Genomic DNA, 17625 nt, shown 5'->3' with positions numbered 1-17625 from the left:
TGGCAGCCGACGGGTAACAGGTGACAGATAACAGATGACAACTTTCGAAATCTGTTATCTGTCACCTGTCATCCGTTACCCGTCAACCGTCGGCCCTCACCCGCCCAGGTAGTGGAAGCCCGGGCGAGGGTGCATCAGGAACTCGTGGTGCGAGATGTTCCAGGCGTAGGCCCCCGCCATGGCGAACAGCACGCGGTCGGCCGCCCGCAGGCCGTCGGCGCCGTCCGCGGCCCGGGCGAGGACGTCCTTCGGCGTGCAGAGCTGTCCGGCCAGGGTGGCGCGGCCGGTGGTGACGGCGGGGCGCGGCCACGGGTGCGGCCAGCCCTCCACCGGGAGGACCTCGAAGGGCTGCGAGTGCCCCCGGGTCGCGGGGGTGCGCAGGTGGTGGGTACCGCCGCGGACCACGGCGAAGTCCTCGCCGTGGCTCTGCTTCACGTCCAGCACCTCCGTCGCGTACCAACCGCAGTGGGCGGTCAGTGCGCGGCCGGGTTCGATGCGCAGGGTCAGCCCGGGACGGTCGCCGAGCAGCTCGTCCAGCCCCTCCCCGAAGGCCTTCCAGTCGAAGTGTTCGGTCGGGTCGTCGTAGTCCACGGTCATTCCGCCGCCGATGTTGACCTCGGTGAGCGGGAATCCGTGCCGCTCGGCCAGCGCGGCCGACCAGGCCACGATCTGCCCTGCGACGGCCAGTTGCTCGGCGGCGGCGAGCCCGCTGGCCAGGTGGGCGTGCACGCCGCGCAGGCGCAGCCGCCGCCCGAGCCGTCCGCCGCCGTCGCCGTGGCGATCACCGTGGCGATCGCCGTCGGCGCCGCCGGTGAGCAGCCGCACGCACTCCTCGGCCTGTTCCGGGTCCAGCCCGAAGGGCGTGGGCCGGCCGCCCATCGCGAGCGCCACCTCGTCCAGCGCGCCCGTGGTGACGGGCAGGTTGACGCGCAGCAGCACGTCGACGACGGTGCCGGGCCGGTCGGCGAGCACGGCGTCGAGCCGGTGCAGCTCCTGCTCGCTCTCCACGTGCCAGCGGTGCACCCCGGCGTCCACCGCGGCGGCGATCTCGGCGGGCGTCTTCCCGGGCCCGCCGAAGGCCAGCGGGGCTCCCGGGACGGCGGCCCGCACGTGCGCGAGTTCACCGCCGCTGGAGACCTCGTAGCCGTCCACCGCGTCGCGCAGCGCGGCCAGGACGGGCGCCTCCGGGTTGGCCTTGGCCGCGTAGTACAACTCGACCCGGTCGGGCAGCGCGGCCCGGACGACGGCGGCGTGCGCGCGCAGCGCCGCCAGGTCGTACACGTAGGCGGGCAGCTCCTCGGGTGCGAGGGCGGCGGCGTGTCGGCGGACGGTCTCGGTCATCGGACGGCGCTCCCGAGGGACAGCGGGACGGGCATGCGGGCGGCCTCGGCGAGGACCGAGCCGGCCAGCGGGGAGGGCAGGCGGACGTAGCCGGCCTCGCGGTCGGCCTTGCGTTCCCAGCGGGTCAGCAGGTTGGCCTTGGCCGGCAGCGGGACGCCGGCCAGCAGCGCCCGCAGTCGGGGCGGGCGGCCGTGCGCTGCCGCGTACTCCTCCAGGGTGTCCCGGACGGCCTGCCACAGCGGGCCCTCCAGCCCGGGGTGGCGGTCCGCGAGCGCGGCGAGCAGTTCGGCGACGTGGTTGACCAGCAGGCAGTACACCACCCGGTCCCAGCCGCGCTCGGCGTCGTAGGTCATCGGCCCGGCCACCTCGGGCGGGAGGGCGGCGAGGACGGCGGCGTTGCGCTCGGGCACCAGCTTGGTGCCCTCCAGGTCGCGGAAGAGGACCTGGGCGGGGTGCCCGTCGGCGTCGACGCCGACGAGCACGTTCTGCAGGTGCGGTTCCAGGACCACGCCGTGGTCGAAGTAGGCGGCGAGCACCGGCGGGAGGAGCAGCCGCAGGTAGGCGCGCCACCAGTCCAGGGCCCGCCCGCCGTCCGGGTCGTCCCCCAGCAGCCGGGAGACGTGCGCTGAGCTGGTGGGGTGTTCGTCGGCGACGGCGGCCGCCAGCAGCGGGGTGACCCCGGGGCGCAGCAGGCCGCCGAAGCCCTCGCGGACGATCAGGCCGAAGCCCTCGTAGAGCGCCTGGTCGAGCCGGCCGTCGGCGCCGGGCAGGGCCAGTGTGCGGAACGCGGGCTCGCGCAGCACCGCCGCGTCGGGGAAGCGTCGGGCGAGGTCGGCGAGCGCGGGGGCGAGCAGCCGGGTCAGGGCGACGGCGCCGGTGAGCTCGTACGCGGCGTTCTTGCGCAGGCAGTTGGTGATGCGGACGTTGAGGCTGAACTTGAGGAAGGCGTCCGCGCCGTACAGGGTGCGGACGGAGGCGGTGGCGGCGAACTCCTCGCCGCGCGGCCCGAGGTCGAGCACGTCGCCCCGGGCCAGCGCCCCGCGCAGCAGCGGGTGGTTGCCGACGAGTCGGTACTGCCAGGGGTGGGCCGGCAGCAGCCGGTAGCCCTCCGGGACGTCGCCGAGCCCGTCGAGCAGGGCGTTCGACCGCTCGTCCGGGGACTGCCCGGCGAGCAGTTCGGAACGGACGGCGAGGTGGCGCAGCCGGAACGCGGCGCGGGACTCCGGCGCGTAGTGGCGCCAGTCGCCGCGGGCGGCGGAGCGGGACTTGGGCGCCGGGTGGAAGCGGTGGCCGAACAACAGGGCCTGCTCGGACTCCAGGTAGCGGTCCGCGCCGGGGGCCGGACGGTTCTCCAGCCCCTGGCGCACGCCCTCGTGGCTGGAGGCGACCTGGTCGAGGAACTCCTCGTTGACCGTCCCGGTGCGCAGCTCCAGTTCGCCCTGGACGTGCGCGGCCAGCTCGTGCCAGCCCAACTCCTCCCAGCCGCCGTTCCGTTCGATCTCGACCGGGCCGGTGAAGCGGTGCGCTCCGAGCAGCGAGGTGCGGCGCAGGGCGACCCGGAGGAGGGCGCCGCGCCGGGGCAGGCGCAGCAGCAGGCGGCCGTCGGCCGCGGCGGTCTGGTGCTCCGGCGCAGAGACCTCGCGCAGCAGGCAGTTGAGCAGGGTGTGAGCCACCGCCTGGTCGGCGGACGGGAGTTCACGGTCGAGCGGGTGGTGACTGACCCGGGCGTGGGTGATCGGCTCGTCGGTCATCGGCGACTCCATCGCTGGCGGAGGGACGGGAGGGTGAGTGCGGTGGCCGCGACGGCGGCCAGGAGAGCGGCGGCCGTGCCCGCCACCACGGGGGCGGCGGCGCCGTACCGGCCGTTGGCCAGCGCGGCCACCGCGCCGGCGGCCACGGCGCCGCCCTTGGAGACGAGTTCGAGGGTGCCGAACATCCGGCCCGGCTGGCGGCCGCGGGCGGCCCCGGCGGCGAGCACGGACAGGCTCACCAGGCCGAGGGTCAGTCCGGCCCCGAGCAGCAGCCGCACCGCGACGAAGACGGGCAGCGAGTACGCGACGGCGTGCCCGGCCAGGCCCAGCGCGACGAGGCCGAAGCCGAGCGCGATGCCGGTGTGCGGGCGGGTGTGGAAGGCGGTGTGGGTGCGCGCGGCGAAGACCAGGTAGCACAGGTGCGGCACGGCGAACAGTACTCCGGTGGTGGTGCCGGAGACGCCCGGCAGCCGCTGTTCGGCGAGCGCGATGAGGTAGGGGAAGGAGATGACGGTGGCGAAGACGAACGCGAACTCGAAGGCGTAGAGCGGCAGGAGCGGTGTGCTCGCCGCCGGCCCGGCGGGCTCCGCGGGGTCCGCGCCGGTCGCCGGGCGGGCCGGCTCGGGCAGCAGGGCGAGGAACACGGCCGCGGCGAGCGGCAGGACGGCCATCACCAGGTACTGGCGGTGCGGGTCGATCCAGGGGGACAGCGCGCCGACCAGGATGGGTGCGGTCACCAGGGCGGCGCGGGCGGAGCCCTGCATCAGGGTGAGCGCGCGGGACAGCCTGGAGCCGTCGAGGGCGGCGGCGAGGTAGCCGTTGGTGGCGGCGAAGGTGCCGCCGAGGAACCCCTGCAGCACCAGCGCGGCGGTGAACGCGGGCAGGCTGTCGGCGGCCCCGGCCAGCAGGAAGGAGACGGTGAGCCCGAGTTGCGCGCGCAGCAGCAGCCGCTTGCGGCCGAAGCGGTCGGCCAGCCGGCCCCACAGCGGCGCGCCGAGCGCGCTGAACACCGTCGGGACGACGTAGAGCACCCCGGCCCAGCGGGCCTGCGGGTCCCCGAGGGTCGGCAGGATGGTGGTGAGGTAGGGCGGCAGGCCGAGTGCGGCGAAGGAGGCGACGAAGTAGCAGGCCGCCACGGCGTGCACCTGGCGTCGGCCGATCCCGTCCGCCGCGGTGGTGCGGCCGCCGGTCCGCTGCGGGAGGGTTTCCACGCTCATCGGGCGTCCCCGGCCGGGGACCTGCCCGGTATCGCCCGCTCCAGCAGGTAGTTGGGGCCGGTCGTGTAGTGCTTGTTGACGTCGGCGGCGCCGGAGCGCTGCTTGCTGAGCAGGGTTCCGGCGGTGACCATGGCCTTGACCGGCAGGCGGTCGGCCTCCAGCAGGTCGGTGCGCAGCGCCGCGCCGGCCGGTCCGATCCGGTCGACGGCCTCGGCCAGGCGCTTGCGCAGCAGGGCCAGCAGCTCGTCGAGTCCGGCGCGGCCGTGCGCGGCGAGGCCGAAGGCGAGCGCGCCGGTGCACAGGTGGCCGGTGATGGTGGTGAACAGGTCGGTGAGCGGCCGGTCGTCCTCGCCGAAGATCCGGGTGTCGTCGAACTCCTCGCGGGCCGGGGCGAGTTCGCCGAGCGTCGCGGTGAGCCGGGCGGTGTGCACGCGCGGGCCGTCGTCGTCCTTGTAGAGCAGGCGCAGGCCGTTTTCGTCGAGAACCAGCGAGGTGTTCTGCTGGTGCGACTCCAGGGCGACGCCGTAGCCGAACAGGGTGGCCTGCCAGTCGAGCAGCAGCTCCAGCAGGGCGTCGTAGAGGGCGAGGGGGTCGCCGCCGTGGAAGCGGTCGGCGAGATGGTCGAGCACCAGGCGCCCGCCGGGTGCGGGGGCCAGCAGGGCGGCCAACGGGACGGTGACGGCCCGCTCCAGCCCGGCCGGGTAGCGCCGCAGCAGCACGGCCAGCAGCTCGTGCCCGGCGTGCGCCCAGCTCTGCTCGTCGGCGTGCAGGATCCGGTCGGCGAACCGCGGCTCGCGGGCCAGCACGGCCTCGACCAGGCGCTGGCCGGCGGCGCCGTCGAGCAGCGTCCCCGGCTTGATGGTGCGGCGGTTGAGCCGGCCCAGGGTGGCGGTGGCGAGCGGGAGCTTGAGGTGGCAGGTGGGGTCGTCGGCGACGGCGACGGTGCGCATGGAGAGCGTCGGCACGACGGTCAGGTAGGGCCGGTCGGCGAGCACCGCGTGGCCGGCCAGGCCGGTGGCCGCCAGCGCCTCCTCCAGTGCGGTCCCGACGGTGAGCGGGTGGACCGGCAGGGTGGTCCAGCCGTCGCCCGGGCACGCGTCCGCCAGGCCGAGCCAGGCCGGGGTGGGCCACCAGCTCGGCAGCGGGTGTTCGCCGTGGGTGGTGAGTGCGTCCGTCGGCACGGCCAGCCAGCGCAGTTCGAAGGCAGGGTGGAACTCGGGCGCGTAGGAGCGCAGTTGTGCCTCGTCGAGACCGGCCCGGCCGCGCGCGGTCGGGTAGACGGGGTGGTCGAGGTAGGCGGCGAGGGTGTCGTGGCCGAGTGCGGCGGCCGGGCCGGTCCAGTCGGCCGGGTCCGCGCCGTACAGGTCGGTGAGCCGGGCGTGCACCTCGTCGCGGGCCCGTTCGTGCAGCTCCATGGTGGCGAGGGTCTGCCGGCACTCCTCGGCGAAGGCCGCCCAGCCGGGCCGGTCCTCGGCCTCGGCCAGGGCGGTGAGGGCCGCCACGACGGCGTCCAGACCGGTGACCGTCCGCCCGTCGAGCTCCAGCAGCGGCAGCCGGGCGGCGTACTCGCTCTGGAACCCCTCGGCGGTGACGGGCAGGGCGAGCGGGGCGTCCGCCGGGACGAGCCAGCGGCCGTCGGCGCGCTCCTGCGCGGCGGAGCGGGTGCGCAGGCCGAGGACGTCCTCGCGCAGCAGGGCGGAGAGCACGCGCAGGGTGAGCTGCTCGTCGGCGGTCACGGGGTGACCTCCCAGCGGTTGGCGGCGAGGAAGCGGGCAACGGCGGTGTCCACCGCGCCCTGGTCGGTGCCGACGGCCCAGATGACGCCGAGGTAGTCCCGGTTGGTGCGGTAGTGCTCGTGCCGCTCGCCGAGCGGGCGCAGCGGGCGGTAGGCGAGCCGGACGCCGTCGCGTTCCTCGTCGTACGGTCCGGGGGCGGCGGTGAGCACGCCGGCGCGGTCGGCGAGGACCGCCTCGTTGCGGGCCCGGCGCGGGGTGGCGGCGCACGACTCGCCGAGGTCGGCGGGGAGTTCGCGGCCGAGGTGGACGGCGAGGATGTGCTCGAAGAGCGGGACGCCGAGGATCTCGGCGAGCATCAGGTCGCACTGGTCGCCGATGGCGCGGTAGTTGACCTCGATGATCCGGGCGCGGCCGTCCGGCTGGACGACGAACTCGGTGTGGCAGGCGCCGAGTCCGACGCCGATCGCGTCCAGCTGGGCGAGCACCTGCCCGACCACCGCGGCGGGGTGGGCGGGGACGAACTCGAGGACCTCCTCGATGAAGTCCGGCGGCGGCGACAGGCGGGTGCGGAAGCCGCCGAGGACGTGCCGGCGGCGGCCGTCGCCGAGCGTCTCCAGGGTGCACAGCGGCCCCTCCAGGAACTCCTCGACGACGAGCGTGGCGCCGGCCCGGCGGTGCTGGATCTCCCGGCAGCGCGCCGCGAGTTCGGCGGCGTCGGCGACCAGGACGACGTCCTCGCTGGCCACGCCCTCGCGCGGTTTGACCACGCACGGGAACGGCGGGTCCAGCTCGGCCGGATCCTGTCCGGGGGCCAGCTCGGCGGACCAGACGGCGTCCTGGCCGGTCAGGGCGAGGTGGCGGCGCAGCTGGCCCTTGTCCTTGGCCCGCAGCGCGGCCTTCCAGTCCTTCGCGGGCAGGCCGAAGTACTCGGCGGCCAGGGCGGTCTGGGTCTGCAGGTGGTCGCTGTTGCTGAACACCGCGTCTGGCGCGTGGTGCCGGGAGAGCAGGCTGATCACCGCGCGGAAGTCCCGGACGTCGCACTCCAGCACCTCGGGTGCGGTGAACGGGAGGTCGGCGTAGGCCTTCAGGTGGGGCTCGGCGTGGTCGGTCAGGACGGTGACGTCGAGCCCGAGCCGGTCGGCGGCGGGCAGGAAGCCATCGGTGACCGAGTCGGTGGGGTTGAGGGCGAGCAGGTAGAGCCGCATGGGGAGGGGTCCTCGGGTTGTCCTCGGGGTGGTGGCGAGCCGGCGGCGGCGGGCGGACCGGGCGCCCCGCGCCCGCCCGCCGCCGGCGGTCGGCGGTTACTTCGGGGCGTCGACGCCCGCGGCCTTGGCGATGTCGACGAGCATCGCGTCGGCGGCCTGGACGCCGATGCCGGACATCCAGGTCTCGTCCGGGACGTTGAAGACCTTGCCGTTCTTGACCGCGTTCAGGCCCTTCCAGACCGGGGTCTGCTGGACCTCGCTCTCCTTGGTCTTGGACGGGTCGTCGGCGGTGGTGACGAACACCAGGTCGGCGTCGGCCTGGTTGATCTGCTCGGCGCTGACCTCGAGGATGTTCTGGTCGACGTCCTGGGGGGCCGGGCGGGTGAGGCCGACGTCCTTGAGGACGACGCCGCTGTAGGAGGACTTGGCGTACAGGCGGGTCGGCCCGGCGACGAAGCGGACCACCGAGGCGGTCGGCACGGTGCCGCCGTTCTTCGCCTTGATCGCCTCGCCGAGCTTGGCCGCGCGCGCCTCGTAGTCGGCGAGCGCCTTCTTCGCCTGGTCCTCCTTGCCGAGGGCCTGGGCGTAGAGGGCGAGGTTCTGCTTCCACGGGAAGCCGGTGGTCTCGGCGAGCACGGTCGGGGCGATCGCGTTCAGCTGGTCGTAGACCTTGGCGTGGCGGACCTTGGAGGAGAGGATCAGGTCGGGCTTGAGGGAGGCGATCAGCTCCAGGTTCGGCTCGTTCATCGGGCCGACGTCCTTGGTGTCCTTGATCTTGTCCTTGAGGTAGGAGGGGAACCCGCCCTCGGTCTTCATGTGCGGCGACACCGCGCCGACGGGCGTGATGCCGAGCAGCGTGACGTCGTCCAGCTCGCCGCTGTCGAGCACCACGACGCGCTGGGGCTGCGCCTTGATCTGGGCCGTTCCGGCGGCGTGGGTGACGGTCCGCGGGAAGCCGGCGGTGGCTCCGGCGCTCGCGGAGGCGCCGGCCTGGGCGGCGTCCCCGCCCTGCTTGGTCCCGCCGTCGCTGCCGCAGGCGGCGAGCAGCGTGGTGGAGAGGGCGGCGGCGAGGACGGCGACGGGCAGTCGGCGGTTCATGGGGGTTCCTTGGATCCGGTCGAACGGGGGACGGGGAGGGGAGAGACGGGAGGAGGGGTGTCCGGGCGCGGCCGTCAGCCGGCGGCGGCTCCGGCGCGGGTCCGGGCCCGGGGGACGACCAGCGGCGTGCCGGTCTCCGGGTCGGGCACCACCCGGCAGGGCACCTGGAAGACGGCCTCGACCAGCTCGGCGGTGAGCACCTCGGAGGGCGCGCCGGCGGCGGCCAGCCGGCCGTCCTTGAGCACCACCAGGTGGTCGGCGTACCGGGCGGCCTGTCCGAGGTCGTGCAGCACCATGACGACGGTGCGGCCGGCCTCGGCGTGCAGGTCGGCCACCAGGTCGAGGACGTCGAGCTGGTGGCGGAGGTCGAGGAAGGTGGTCGGCTCGTCGAGCAGCAGCAGCTCGGTGTCCTGGGCGAGCGCGAGCGCGATCCAGGCGCGCTGGCGTTGCCCGCCGGAGAGCCGGTCGACCTGCTGGTCGCGCAGTTCGGCGGTGCCGGTGCGCCGCAGCGCCTCCTCGACGGCCTCCTGGTCGGCCGCGGACCACGGGCTGAGCATCCGCTGGTGCGGGTAGCGGCCCAGTCGGACGAGTGCCTCGACGGTGATCGCCTCGGGGGTGACCGGCTGCTGCGGGAGCAGGCCCATCCGCTTGGCGAGCGCCCGGGCGGGCATCCGGTGGATGTCGGAGCCGTCCAGGGTGACGGTGCCGGCGGCCGGGCCGAGCAGGCGGACCAGTCCGCGCAGCAGGGTGGACTTGCCGCAGGCGTTCGGTCCGACGATCGCGGTGACGGCGCCGCCGGGCAGTTCGAGGTCGAGTCCGTCGACGACGGTGCGGTCGCCGTAGCGCAGGTGGAGGCCGTGGGCGGCGAGCCGGTTGGCGGTGGGGTCGACGGTGGGGGCCGTGGTCATCAGCTGTTCCTCACGGGGAGCCGGCCCTGGCGGATCATCAGCGCCAGGAGCCAGGGCGCGCCGAGGGTGGCGGTGACGGCACCGACCGGCAGGCCGTGGACGGGGATCACGTGGAGCACGAGGAGGTCGGCGCCGAGCAGCAGGACGGCGCCGGTGAGCGCGGTGAGCCCGAGGGTGCCGAGGGTGGGGGGACCGGCGAGCAGTCGGACGAGGTGCGGCACGGCGAGCGCGACGAAGGCGACCGGGCCGGTGAGGGCGGCGGCCAGCGAGGCGAGGGTGATGCCGAGCAGCAGCAGGAGGAGACGGTCGCGCCCGGGGTCGAGGCCGAGCCCGCCGGCGGAGTCGTCGCCGAGGTCGAGGACGGCGACCCGGCGCTGGCAGAGCAGCACGGCGCCGGCGGTGAGGGCGATGGCCGTGCCGCCGATCCACACCTCGGTCCAGTTGCGGCCGTAGAGCGAGCCGGTGGTCCACTGCATCGCGGAGGAGGCCAGTTCGGCCGGGAACCGGACGATCATCAGGTTCACGGCGGCGGCCAGGCCCTGCTGGACCGCCAGGCCGACCAGCACCAGGCGGGTGACGGCCATCCGGGACTTCCAGGCGAAGCCGCCGAGCAGCAGGGCCGCGAGCAGCCCGCCGCCGAGCGCGGCCAGCGGGATCAGCTGCTGGGAGGCGCCCGTGGCGATCATCAGGACGGCGCCGAAGGAGGCTCCGCCGGTGACGCCGATGGTGTCGGGGGAGGCGAGCGGGTTGCGGAAGAGCCGCTGCAGCATGGAGCCGGCCATCGCCAGTGCGGCGCCCGCGATGAGCGCCGACACCACGCGCGGTGCGCGGAACTGCCGCACCACCAGCACGTTTCCGGGGTCGCCCTGTCCGACGAGGGCGCGCAGCGCGTCCCAGGCGGAGATGCTCAGCCGTCCGGTGCCCAGCGCGACGCCGGTGAGCAGGACCAGCAGGACGGCGGCCAGGGCCGACCAGGCGGCGGTGCGGGCCCGGCGCCGGGCGAGGGTGCGGACGGGCAGGGCGAGCGCGGTCACCGGGCCACCTTCCGGGCGAGCACCGCGAGCAGCGGGGCCCCGAGGAAGGCGGTCACGATGCCGACCTCGATCTCGGAGGGGCGCACCACGAGCCGGCCGAGCACGTCGGCGGTGAGCAGCAGCAGCGGACCGGTGATCAGGCAGCCGGGCAGCAGCCAGCGGTGGTCGTTGCCGAGCAGCGGGCGGACCAGGTGCGGCGCGGCCAGGCCGATGAAGGCGACCGGTCCGGCGACGGCGACGGCGCTGCCGGCGAGCAGCACGACGGCGAGCCCGCCGGCGAGCCGGATCCGGGCGACCGGCACGCCCAGCGACTGGGCGGTCTCGTCGCCGAGGGCGAGGGCGTTGAGCGCGGGGGAGATGCCCAGGGCGCCCAGCAGGCCGACGGCCAGGAACGGCAGCACCGGCAGGAGGGCGTCGAGCTGCCGCCCGGCGATCGAGCCGGCCAGCCAGAACCGGGCCTCGTCCAGGGTGCGGTGACTGGCCAGCATCAGGGCGGAGGTCCAGGAGGTGAGCACCACGGTGAGCACGGTGCCGCCGAGGGCGAGCCGGACGGGGTCGAGGTCCCCGCCGCGGCGGGACATCGCGTACGCGGCGACGGCGGCGACGGCGGCTCCGGCGAAGGCGAACCAGACGTACTGGACGGGCCGGGCGAGGCCCAGCGCGTAGATCGCGGCGACGACGGCGAGGCCGGCGCCGGCGTTGATCCCGAGGGTGACGGGGGAGGCCAGCGGGTTGCGGGTGACGCCCTGGGCGACGGCCCCGGCGACGCCGAGCGCGGCTCCGACGGCCAGCCCGATCACCGTGCGGGGCAGCCGAAGGCCCGTCACGACGTCGGCGTCGCCGCCGTGGGCGGCTCCGGTCAGCGCGTCCACGACGGTGGACAGCGGGATGGATCGGGAGCCGAGCGCGAGGCTCAGCGCGGCGCACAGCACGAGCGCGCCCGCTCCGGCGATCAGCAGCAGGGGCCGCCGGACCGCCGAGGACCGGGGCGTCGCCGGGGCCGTGGCGGCCGTCGGGTCGGTTCTCAACACGAGTCGACATCTTAGGTTAGGTTTGCCTAAGTTCGTCAATCTCGGGCGCCCGCCCGCCGCCCGTTCGACCGCGGACCGGCACGAGGGCACGGCCCGAGATGGCATGCCATCCGCGACATTGTAAGGTGAGCCTCACCTTATTCGATCATGTGGAGTCGATCTAGGGAGCGAAGATGATCCCGGGACCACCCCTGCCCGTCGCACCGGCGTCCGCGCTGCTCGGTGACTACCGGAGGCTGCTCGGCCTCTGCCCGGTGCTGAGCCTGCGTCTGCTCGACGCCGCGGACCCGGCGCCCGAGGCCGCCGACGGCTGGTACGGCGCGCCCCGGATCGCCGACGACGAACGGGCCCTGGCCGCCGTGCTGGCCGGCGCGGAGGAGCGCATCGCCGCCGAACACGGCCGCGTCCCCCGGCCCCACGTCACCGCGTCCCGGCTGCTGCACCACTACGCCTGGTCGGTCTGCCTGCTCATCGCCGGCCCCTGGCACCTCTCCCGGCGGGTCCCCGTCATCGACCCTTCCGACCTGTGGCTGCACGCCCCCACCGGCGACCTCGCCCTGCGTCCGCGGGGCCACGTCGAGCTCCCCGGAGACGACGAGCTGCGCGCCGAGCTGCGGGCCGCCGTCGTCGGCCACCTCGAACCGCTGCTCGCGGCCTTCGCCGCCCCCACCCGCCGCCGGGGCCGCGCCCTGTGGGGCATGGTGACGGACGACCTCGCCTCCGCCGTCTGGTACCTCGGCCGGATGCTCGGCGACGAGGACGCCGCCGTCGCGGCCGCCGGGGCGCTGCTGCCCGGCGGCACCCTCCCGCTGCCCGGCGCCGCCGACTTCCGCCGGCTGCACACCCCCGACGGGCGCGGCCACCACACCCGCACCCGGCTCGGCTGCTGCCTCTACTACGCCGTCGGGCCCGCCGCCACCGCCTGCCTGACCTGCCCGCGCACCGGTGACGAGGAACGGCTGCGCAGGTTCTGACGGCACGTCCGGGGAGCGGGCGGGGGCGGCCGGGTCGCCTCCGGCCGGCCGGAGGCGACCCGGCGGGGCCGCTCCGGTGTCAGTGGCATCGGCTAGGGTCACGAGCATGATCGATGCGACGACACGGGTCCGGATCGCCCGCCCCTCGCGGGACCTCCGGGCGGCCGAGCACTTCTACGTGGGCGGTCTCGGCCTCGACGTGCTGTGGCGCACCACCGAGCGGGTGTCCGGCGAGCACGACCTGCTCATGGTCGGACCGCCCGGGGGCGCCTGGCACTTCGAGCTCACCCACGATCCGGAGCACCCGCTGGAGCCCACCCCGACGGTCGACGACCTGTTCGTGGTCTACCTCGGCGCGCCGGTGGACGACGCCCTGGTCGCCCGGCTGGAGGCGGCCGGCGGCACCCGGGTGCCCGCCCACAACCCGTACTGGGAGGAGTTCGGCGTCACGGTGGCCGACCCGGACGGCTACCGCCTGGTGCTCTGCTCGCGCGGCTGGGGAGCCTGAGCCGGGAAATTGCCGTGCTCGGCCGGGCCCGAACGGCTACCCTTCCGCGCGGACCGAAGGAGGCCCCTCACCATGAGCACGCGCGGAACCACCGTGGACGTCCCGACGGCGGACGGCACCGCCGACGCCTACCTCGCCCACCCCGACGACGGCCGGGCCCACCCCGGCGTCATCCTCTACATGGACGCCTTCGGACTGCGGCCCCACCTGCGCCGGACGGCCGACCGCCTCGCCGCCGCCGGCTACACCGTGCTGGTCCCCAACTGCTACTACCGGCAGGGCCGGGCGCCCGTCGTCGACCTGCCGGAGCTCATCGACCCGGACGGCGACCCGTCGGTCTTCGACCGGCTCATCCCGCTGCTCGCCACGCTCACCCCCGAGGCGACCACCCGCGACGCCGACGCGTACCTGCGGTGGCTGGCCGACTCCCCGCTCGTCCAGGACGGCCCGGTCGGCCTCACCGGCTACTGCCGCGGCGCCGTGCTCGCCCTGCGGACGGCCGCCAGCCACCCGGAGCGGGTCGCGGCCGCGGCCGGGTTCCACGGCGGCAACCTCGCCACCCCGGCACCGGACAGCCCGCACCTCGGGGCCCACCGGATCACCGCCGAGCTGTACTTCGGCCACGCCGACCAGGACGGGTCGATGCCCGCCGAGCAGATGACCAGGCTCGCCGAGGCCCTCACCGCGGCCGGCGTCCGGCACCGGGCGGAGGTCTACCCGGGCGCCCTGCACGGCTACACCCAGGCCGACACCACCCGTTACGACGCGGCCGGGGACGCACGGCACTGGGACGCGCTGCTCGACCTGCTGAAGCGGACGCTGCAGGCCTGAGCCGCCCTGAGCCGGCCCGCGCGTACGGGGGCGGGCGGGCGGTGACACGGGCCCGAGGCCTGCCGGGGGCCGATGACGGGGCTGATGACGGGGTGGATCACGGGCCGGACGGCCAGGGGGCGGGATGGGTCGCGACAGGGCGGGACGGGGGCAGGGCTTGACGGGGCGGGACGGGGCGGCGAGGGGCCGGGTGCAGGACCGGGAGCGCCGGACGCCGGCGCCGGAGGGCGCCCGCTCTTCGCCGGGAGGTCACCTGACGGACACGAAGGATTCGGGCTGCCGTGTCGCCGGGAGGCCAGGGTCTGAGGCCTGTCTGCCTCCACGGCCCGGCGCCTGACGGACGGTCGGAGCCCGATGGACGGTCGGGGCCCGATGAACGACCGGGCCCGATGGACGACCGGCGGCCCGGGGCCGGGCCGCCGGTGGAGGCGTCCGCGGCCACGACCGCCGCGGTTTGCAGGAGAACCCGCGACACCCGGCACCCGAGCCGGGGCGCGGACAGTACCCAGGGGGAAACGCACATGCGCAACACGCTGAACAGAATCGACGCACGGACCACCCGGAACGGCGGACGGACGGCGCCGCGCCCGCGGGCGGGGGGAGCCGCGGGCCGGGAGGCGCTCGGCGAACGCGTCCCCGGAGGGGTTCGCCGGGGCGAACTCGACCGCTCCGGAAGGGCGTTGCGATGGTCCGAGGCGGGGCTCGGCGGCCCGCCGGTGGTCCTGCTCGCGGACTGCGGCAGCCCGGCGCAGACCTGGGCGCCGGTGCTGCCCGAACTCGCCGCGCACAGCCGGGTGGTGGCCTACGACCGGGCCGGGCTCGGCGCGAGCGACCCGGAGCGGTCCGCCGGCCCGACCCTGGAGACCCCGGTCGGTGACCTGGCCGCCCTGGTGGAGCACCTGGACGCCGGACCGGCCGTCCTGGTCGGGCACGGTTGGGGCGGCCTGCTGGCCCAACTCCTGGCCTGGCAGCAGCCCGAGCTGGTCGCCGGACTGGTCCTGGTGGACCCGTCCCACGAGGAGTTCCAGCCGCCGGCCGTCCGCACCGCCGATGCCGTCCTGCTGAGCCTCGGGCTGATCCGGGAGGCGCTGGCGCCCGGTGCCCCCGGCGTCACGGGTGCGGCGCACGGGGCCGGCGGCGTGGGGAGCGGGACGGCGGCCGGGACTGTGGCGGTCAAGGTCGCCCGCCGCCACCAGTGGCGCGCCGCGCTCGACGAGAACCGACTGGCCGCCCTCGCCGTCCCCGAGCTCCGCAGCAGGCGCTCCGCCGGACGGCTGCCCGACGTGCCGGTGACGGTGCTGAGCGCGAGCGACGGGCTGCCCAGGGCACTGCGCGAGCGCTGGACCATCCTGCAGTCGAGGATCGCGGAGGGGGCCGTCCGGGGCTCGCACATCGTGGTCAGGGGAGCCGGCCACGCCGTCCACACCGACCAGCCGGAGGCCGTCGTCGCCGCCGTCCTGGAGGTCGTCGAGCACGCCCGACAGGCCCGGAACGCCTGATCCGGACCCCAACCGCCCTTCGGACGGCCCCTGCTGGGCCTTCGGCCCCCTCTGGCACACTGGGGGCCGAACGGCCCGCTGGGGAGGGTCATGACACATGGGGGAAGCGGTATGAGGGGTCCGGGTGCCGTGCTCGGCGGGCGCTACACGCTGGTCGAGCGGATCGGCGGCGGGGGCATGGGCACCGTCTGGCGGGCCGAGGACACGGTGCTGGCACGCCCCGTCGCCGTCAAGATCCTGCACTCGGCGCTGTTCGAGGACGACACCTTCATCCAGCGCTTCCGGCGGGAGGCCCAGCTCGTCGCCGCGATCGACCATCCGGCGGTCGTGGACGTGCACGACTACGGCGAGACCGGCGGGCGCCCGGCGGGCGCGGCGGGCGGCTCCGGTGACGACGGCGGGGCCGACGGGGCTGACGGCGGCGGGGACGGAGACGGCGGCGGCGGGGACGGCGGCGGTGAGGAGCGCTGCGCCTACATCGTCATGGAGCTGATCGACGGGCGGCCGGTGGACCGGGTGCTCGCCGAGGAGGGCCCGATGGCGCCCGGCCGCGCGCTCGGCCTGGTCGCGGCCGCCCTGGACGGACTGCACGCCGCGCACCTCCGCGAGATCGTGCACCGCGACCTCAAGCCGTCCAACCTGATGCTGCGCGCCGACGGCCGGGTGACCATCACGGACTTCGGGATCGCCCGGGCGATCGCCAGCACCAAGATCACCGCCTCGCACGCGATCGTCGGGACGGCGCTCTACATGGCCCCCGAGCAGGCCGAGGGCCTGGGGACCGGCCCGGCCGCCGACCTCTACTCGATCGGCGTGGTCTGCTACGAACTGCTCACCGGGCGGCCGCCGTTCACGGGTGAGGGGGTGCTGGAGGTCGCCCTCAAGCACGTCCGGCAGCCGGCCCCGGACCTGCCGGAGACCTTCCCGGCGGCGGTCCGGGAGCTGGTCGCGAGGGCGCTGGCGAAGAAGCCCGAGGACCGTTACGCCGACGCCGCCGAGATGGCGGCAGCGGCGCGGGCCGCGGCCGGCGGGGCGGGTGGCGGCGGGGTAGGTGCCGGCGGGGCGGGTGCCGAGGGCGCGAACGGCGCCGGCGCCCGGGCGGACAGCGGGACGATCGACCTCAGGGGAGCTGCTCCCGGAGGTGCCGCCGGTGCCCCTGGTGCCGCCGCAGGCGCACCGGAGGAGAAGGCCGCGGACGGCGCGGCGCCCGCCGGCGGAGCCGCCGACCGCCCCGCACCGGACGAGGTCGCGAAGGTGGAGCCGCAGGCGGTCACCGAGCCGGTCCGGCGCCGCTCGCGGCGGGCACTGCTGGTGCCGGTCGTCATTCCCGTGGTGATCTCGCTGGGCACCGCCACCGTCCTGCTGGTCGACCGCGGGCCCGGCCGCTCGGACGCGGCCGTGCCGCCCGCCGCCCAGGCCACCGTGGTCGTGACGGCGCCGGCGGCGCCCGCGGCGGGTACCGAGACCCCCACGGCCGCCGCCACCACGACGCCCGCCACCCCGACCCCGTCCGACACCCCGACCCCGTCCGACACCCCGGCGGTGACCCCCGCGGCCGACCCGTCGGCGGGCGCCCCGAACCAGCAGGGCGCGCCGGTGCCCGCCCCCGCGCCCGGGCAGGCCGGCAGCGGCACCTCGGCGGGCCGTGGCAGCGGAGCCGGTGCGGGCGGCGGCGCGGCAGCCGGCGGGTCCGCCTCCGGAGGAGCCGCCTCGGGCGGTACGCAGTCCGGGGGCGGAGCCTCGGGCGGCCAGAACGGTGGCGCGGGCGGCGGCACGCCCAACCAGCCGGCCAACCCCAACCCGCAGCCGCCCGCCCAGAACGCGGCCGGTGGCGCCGCCGCCGGTGGCGGGTCCCCGGCCGGGGGCGGTTCACCGGCCGGCGGGGGCTCCCCGTCGGGTGGCGGCAACCCGCCCGCGCCGCAGACCCCGGCCCGCCCCGCGTCCTGCGGCGGCACCAGCTGGACGACCATCGTCAGCGTGCAGGACGGCCGCCCCATCGGACTGTCCCGCGACTCGCTCAGCGGCGGCGACAACCCGGTCGTGGTCGGCGGCGCCTCCCAGTACGGCTGGGTGCGGGCGACCAACCCCGGGGCCTGGATCCTGTTCAACGCCTGCAACAGCGGCGGCCCGCAGCTCGTCCAGACCACGGACGGCAAGGTGGTGCTGAACGGCGGCTTCAGCTTCCTGACCAACTGGACGGTGCGCAACGGCACGGCCCAGGGCTCCTACACCCTGGCCGACTTCCAGAACCAGGTCTGCATGACCAACAACGGCCCGGGCAGCCCGGTCACCATGGTCGCCTGCACGCCGGGCAACGCCGCCCAGGAGTGGCGCTTCCAGTAACGGCTCCGCCGTTTCCGCCAACCACCTTGTCGTCTGGTGCACTTCACGCAGCGCCACGCGAAGCTGACGGTGCGTCGACAGCCGTCCGTCGGGCCGCCCGCCGGGTGGCCTTCGCGTTCAACTCGCCGACTGCGCACCGGAGTCGGGCG

At 75.8% G+C, this 17625-nt stretch carries 14 protein-coding genes; 5 read left to right on the top strand and 9 right to left on the bottom strand.

Going from position 1 to position 17625, the window contains the following annotated elements; translation table 11 throughout:
* Positions 1 to 96: 96 nt before the first annotated feature.
* The 9 genes from ACIRS1_RS01340 to ACIRS1_RS01300 form a co-directional block, all read right to left on the bottom strand.
* Positions 97 to 1341 carry a type III PLP-dependent enzyme gene (locus tag ACIRS1_RS01340; RefSeq protein WP_402835898.1) on the bottom strand — a complete coding sequence of 415 codons (1245 nt, stop codon included), beginning with the start codon at positions 1339 to 1341 and terminating at the stop codon, positions 97 to 99.
* The gene (locus tag ACIRS1_RS01335) at positions 1338 to 3092 is read right to left on the bottom strand and encodes an IucA/IucC family protein (RefSeq protein ID WP_402835896.1); all 1755 of its coding nucleotides are present in this window, start codon (positions 3090 to 3092) and stop codon (positions 1338 to 1340) included. The genes ACIRS1_RS01340 and ACIRS1_RS01335 overlap by 4 nt, the downstream gene beginning before the upstream one ends.
* Positions 3089 to 4309, bottom strand: coding sequence for an MFS transporter (locus ACIRS1_RS01330; protein ID WP_402835894.1), 1221 nt, complete (start codon positions 4307 to 4309; stop codon positions 3089 to 3091). The genes ACIRS1_RS01335 and ACIRS1_RS01330 overlap by 4 nt, the downstream gene beginning before the upstream one ends.
* On the bottom strand, positions 4306 to 6045 hold the full coding sequence (locus ACIRS1_RS01325; RefSeq protein WP_402835892.1) for an IucA/IucC family protein: 1740 nt from the start codon (positions 6043 to 6045) through the stop codon (positions 4306 to 4308). The genes ACIRS1_RS01330 and ACIRS1_RS01325 overlap by 4 nt, the downstream gene beginning before the upstream one ends.
* A complete protein-coding gene (locus ACIRS1_RS01320) occupies positions 6042 to 7250 on the bottom strand; it encodes an acetyl-CoA carboxylase biotin carboxylase subunit family protein (protein ID WP_402835890.1) in 1209 nt (402 codons plus the stop codon). Before ACIRS1_RS01320 ends, ACIRS1_RS01325 begins: the two co-directional genes overlap by 4 nt.
* Before the next feature lie 96 nt (positions 7251 to 7346).
* Positions 7347 to 8348, bottom strand: a complete 1002-nt coding sequence (locus tag ACIRS1_RS01315) for an ABC transporter substrate-binding protein (protein ID WP_402835888.1) — start codon at positions 8346 to 8348, stop codon at positions 7347 to 7349.
* 74 nt (positions 8349 to 8422) lie between these two features.
* Positions 8423 to 9256, bottom strand: a complete 834-nt coding sequence (locus ACIRS1_RS01310) for an ABC transporter ATP-binding protein (RefSeq protein WP_402835887.1) — start codon at positions 9254 to 9256, stop codon at positions 8423 to 8425.
* A complete protein-coding gene (locus ACIRS1_RS01305; RefSeq protein WP_402835885.1) occupies positions 9256 to 10290 on the bottom strand; it encodes a FecCD family ABC transporter permease in 1035 nt (344 codons plus the stop codon). Before ACIRS1_RS01305 ends, ACIRS1_RS01310 begins: the two co-directional genes overlap by 1 nt.
* Positions 10287 to 11252 (bottom strand): FecCD family ABC transporter permease, encoded by a 966-nt coding sequence (locus ACIRS1_RS01300; protein WP_402836289.1) that lies wholly within the window; start codon positions 11250 to 11252, stop codon positions 10287 to 10289. The genes ACIRS1_RS01305 and ACIRS1_RS01300 overlap by 4 nt, the downstream gene beginning before the upstream one ends.
* A 242-nt stretch (positions 11253 to 11494) precedes the next feature.
* Here ACIRS1_RS01300 and ACIRS1_RS01295 point away from each other — a divergent pair, with 242 nt between their 5' ends.
* From ACIRS1_RS01295 to ACIRS1_RS01275, 5 genes are all read left to right on the top strand, one after another.
* Positions 11495 to 12295 carry a (2Fe-2S)-binding protein gene (locus tag ACIRS1_RS01295; protein ID WP_402835883.1) on the top strand — a complete coding sequence of 267 codons (801 nt, stop codon included), beginning with the start codon at positions 11495 to 11497 and terminating at the stop codon, positions 12293 to 12295.
* Between the two features lie 106 nt (positions 12296 to 12401).
* Positions 12402 to 12803, top strand: coding sequence for a VOC family protein (locus tag ACIRS1_RS01290; RefSeq protein WP_360219712.1), 402 nt, complete (start codon positions 12402 to 12404; stop codon positions 12801 to 12803).
* Between the two features lie 72 nt (positions 12804 to 12875).
* A complete protein-coding gene (locus ACIRS1_RS01285) occupies positions 12876 to 13634 on the top strand; it encodes a dienelactone hydrolase family protein (RefSeq protein ID WP_387897180.1) in 759 nt (252 codons plus the stop codon).
* A gap of 680 nt (positions 13635 to 14314) precedes the next feature.
* Positions 14315 to 15133, top strand: a complete 819-nt coding sequence (locus ACIRS1_RS01280; RefSeq protein ID WP_402835881.1) for an alpha/beta fold hydrolase — start codon at positions 14315 to 14317, stop codon at positions 15131 to 15133.
* A gap of 111 nt (positions 15134 to 15244) precedes the next feature.
* A complete protein-coding gene (locus ACIRS1_RS01275) occupies positions 15245 to 17476 on the top strand; it encodes a serine/threonine-protein kinase (RefSeq protein WP_402835879.1) in 2232 nt (743 codons plus the stop codon).
* Positions 17477 to 17625 lie beyond the last annotated feature (149 nt).

The organism is Kitasatospora sp. NPDC101176 (assembly GCF_044768035.1).
Taxonomy (GTDB): domain Bacteria; phylum Actinomycetota; class Actinomycetes; order Streptomycetales; family Streptomycetaceae; genus Kitasatospora.
Note: the sequence above shows the minus strand (reverse complement) of the source record. Positions and strands in the feature narration are given on the sequence as shown.

What these genes read in the sequence shown, in the direction of transcription:
- ACIRS1_RS01340 (WP_402835898.1), bottom strand. Translation starts at nt 1,341, where the DNA reads ATGACCGAGACCGTCCGCCGACACGCCGCCGCCCTCGCACCCGAGGAG.
- ACIRS1_RS01335 (WP_402835896.1), bottom strand. Translation starts at nt 3,092, where the DNA reads ATGACCGACGAGCCGATCACCCACGCCCGGGTCAGTCACCACCCGCTC.
- ACIRS1_RS01330 (WP_402835894.1), bottom strand. Translation starts at nt 4,309, where the DNA reads ATGAGCGTGGAAACCCTCCCGCAGCGGACCGGCGGCCGCACCACCGCG.
- ACIRS1_RS01320 (WP_402835890.1), bottom strand. Translation starts at nt 7,250, where the DNA reads ATGCGGCTCTACCTGCTCGCCCTCAACCCCACCGACTCGGTCACCGAT.
- ACIRS1_RS01315 (WP_402835888.1), bottom strand. Translation starts at nt 8,348, where the DNA reads ATGAACCGCCGACTGCCCGTCGCCGTCCTCGCCGCCGCCCTCTCCACC.
- ACIRS1_RS01310 (WP_402835887.1), bottom strand. Translation starts at nt 9,256, where the DNA reads ATGACCACGGCCCCCACCGTCGACCCCACCGCCAACCGGCTCGCCGCC.
- ACIRS1_RS01295 (WP_402835883.1), top strand. Translation starts at nt 11,495, where the DNA reads ATGATCCCGGGACCACCCCTGCCCGTCGCACCGGCGTCCGCGCTGCTC.
- ACIRS1_RS01290 (WP_360219712.1), top strand. Translation starts at nt 12,402, where the DNA reads ATGATCGATGCGACGACACGGGTCCGGATCGCCCGCCCCTCGCGGGAC.
- ACIRS1_RS01285 (WP_387897180.1), top strand. Translation starts at nt 12,876, where the DNA reads ATGAGCACGCGCGGAACCACCGTGGACGTCCCGACGGCGGACGGCACC.
- ACIRS1_RS01275 (WP_402835879.1), top strand. Translation starts at nt 15,245, where the DNA reads ATGAGGGGTCCGGGTGCCGTGCTCGGCGGGCGCTACACGCTGGTCGAG.